This is a genomic window from Azospirillum sp. (assembly GCF_035627195.1).
Classification (GTDB): Bacteria; Pseudomonadota; Alphaproteobacteria; order Azospirillales; family Azospirillaceae; genus Azospirillum.
On record NZ_DASPMG010000372.1, the window covers coordinates 1 to 2,333 of the forward strand.

Annotated in this window: 1 protein-coding gene and 1 pseudogene; both read right to left on the bottom strand. The window is 68.6% G+C overall.

The window, feature by feature from the left end; all coding sequences use genetic code 11:
- On the bottom strand, positions 1-1,806 hold a 1,806-nt coding region (locus VED21_RS32675; RefSeq protein WP_324890021.1), incomplete at its 3' end, for an indolepyruvate ferredoxin oxidoreductase family protein.
- A 200-nt stretch (positions 1,807-2,006) separates the two neighbouring features.
- A pseudogene (locus VED21_RS32680) lies at positions 2,007-2,333 on the bottom strand (hypothetical protein); the annotation flags it as partial.

Genomic DNA, 2,333 nt, shown 5'->3' on the forward strand with positions numbered 1-2,333 from the left:
GTAGATGAGGACGGAGACGCCGCCCTCTTCACGCAGCTCCTTCTGCACGCGGTCCAGCTCGTCGCGGTGCTCGACCTTGGTGAAGGCGGGCAGGCCGGCGTCGGGCGTGTACTTCTCCGGCTGGTCGGAGACGACGACGACGCGCTTCACGCCCTCCGCCGCCAGTTCCTTGGCGATCATCGGCACGGTGATCTGGCCGTCCACCGGCTGGCCGCCGGTCATGGCGACGGCGTCGTTGAACAGGATCTTGTAGGTGATGTTGACGTTCGCCGCGATCGACTGCCGCACCGCCAGGATGCCGGAGTGGTAGTAGGTGCCGTCGCCCAGGTTGGCGAAGATGTGCTTTTCCTCGGTGAACGGCGCCTGCCCGACCCAGGGCACGCCCTCGCCGCCCATCTGGGTGAAGGTGTCGGTGCGGCGGTCCAGCCACGTCGCCATGTAGTGGCAGCCGATGCCGCCCAGCGCGCGCGACCCCTCCGGCACGTTGGTGGAGGTGTTGTGCGGGCAGCCCGAGCAGAAGGTCGGCTTGCGCTCGACGCGGGCCTTGTGCGCCTTCTCCTTCTCGTGCGCGTCCAGGAAGGCGACGCGCTCGCGAATGCGGTCGTTGTCGATGAAGCGCAGCAGGCGGCGGCCGACGACCACGGCGATCTGCGCCGGCGACAGCTCCCCGGCCGAGGGCAGGATCCACTCGTTGTGTTCGTCGAACTTGCCGACGACGCAGGGGCGCACGTCGGCGTGCCAGTTGTACAGCTGTTCCTTCAACTGGTTCTCGATGACCGCGCGCTTCTCCTCGACGACGATGATCTCCTCCAGACCCTCGGCGAAGTGGCGGATGCCCTCGCGCTCCAGCGGCCAGGGCATGCCGACCTTGTAGACGGTGATGCCGAGATCCGCCGCCATCTCCTCGCTGATGCCCAGCTCGTCGAAGGCTTGGCGGACGTCCAGGTAGCTCTTGCCCGTGGTGACGATGCCGAAGCGCGGGCGGGGCGACGAGATCACCACCTGGTCCAGCCGGTTGGCACGCGCGAACGCCAGGGCGGCGTAAAGCTTGTGCTTCATCAGCCGGTATTCCTGCTCCAGCGGCGGGTCCGGCCAGCGGATGTTCAGGCCGCCCATCGGCATCTCGAAGTCGATGGGCAGGATCGGCTGCACGCGGTGCGGATCGACCATGACGGAGGCCGAGGTGTCCACCGTCTCGGCGATCGTCTTCATGGCGATCCAGCAGCCGGAATAGCGGCTCATGGCCCAGCCGATCAGGCCGTAGTCCAGGATCTCCTGCACGCCGGCCGGGTTCAGCTCCGGGATCATGGCGTGCATGAAGGCGTGTTCGGACTGGTGCGGGAAGGTGGAGGACTTGGCGTTGTGGTCGTCGCCGGCCAGCAGCAGCACGCCGCCGTGCCGCGACGTGCCCGCCGCGTTGGCGTGCTTGAACACGTCGCCGGAGCGGTCCACGCCCGGCCCCTTGCCGTACCACATGGCGAAGACGCCGTCGTATTTGGCGCCCGGGAACATGCCCACCTGCTGGCTGCCCCACACGGCGGTCGCCCCCAACTCCTCGTTCACGCCGGGCTGGAAGCGGATGTGGTTCTTCTCCAGGAAGCTGCGGGCGGCCCACAGGTTCTGGTCGAAGCCGCCCAGCGGCGAGCCGCGGTAGCCGGAAATGAAGCACGCGGTGTTCAGACCCGCCGCCAGGTCGCGCTGGCGCTGGATCATCGGCAGGCGCACCAGCGCCTGGGTGCCGGTGAGGTACACGCGCCCCTGTTCGAGCGCGTACTTGTCCTCGAGCGTGACGGTCGCGAGAGCCATCTTGTCCATCCCCGTGCGGGCGGGCCGATGGGCCGGCGCCCGTTATTGTTGGATGCCCAAAAAGGTAATCAATGCTGTCTCATTCGTCCATCGCCGGCGGGGCGCCGGATGCAAAAAGCAAGGAACGGTCAGGCCGCCGGCAGCCCCTGCAACTGATGTAGGGATTCTCGCGCCGAAGGGAAATTCTCGGTCGCGTGCTTTCAGGTCACGTGCCCGTTTGGCGGCTCGCGGAAGCGCAACGGGCGGGGCAGGGGGGCAGGACGGGGCGGGGTGGAGGTGGGCGACAGGTCGACCAGCGACTGGACCGTGGAGCGCAGGCACCGCACCAGCGCCTTCTCCGCCCGCTCCGCCGCGTCGCTGCGTGACAGCAGCCAGCGCAGCGCCGCGAGGTGGGCGTGGAACGCCTCGACGAAGCCGGCTGCGCGCGGGTCGACGCCGGTGACGCAGGTGGCGAGGCTGGACGCGATCTGGTCGGCGGCGGGCGTGTTGACGGCGGCGTGCTGCAGGTCGGCCACCGCCTGCCACAG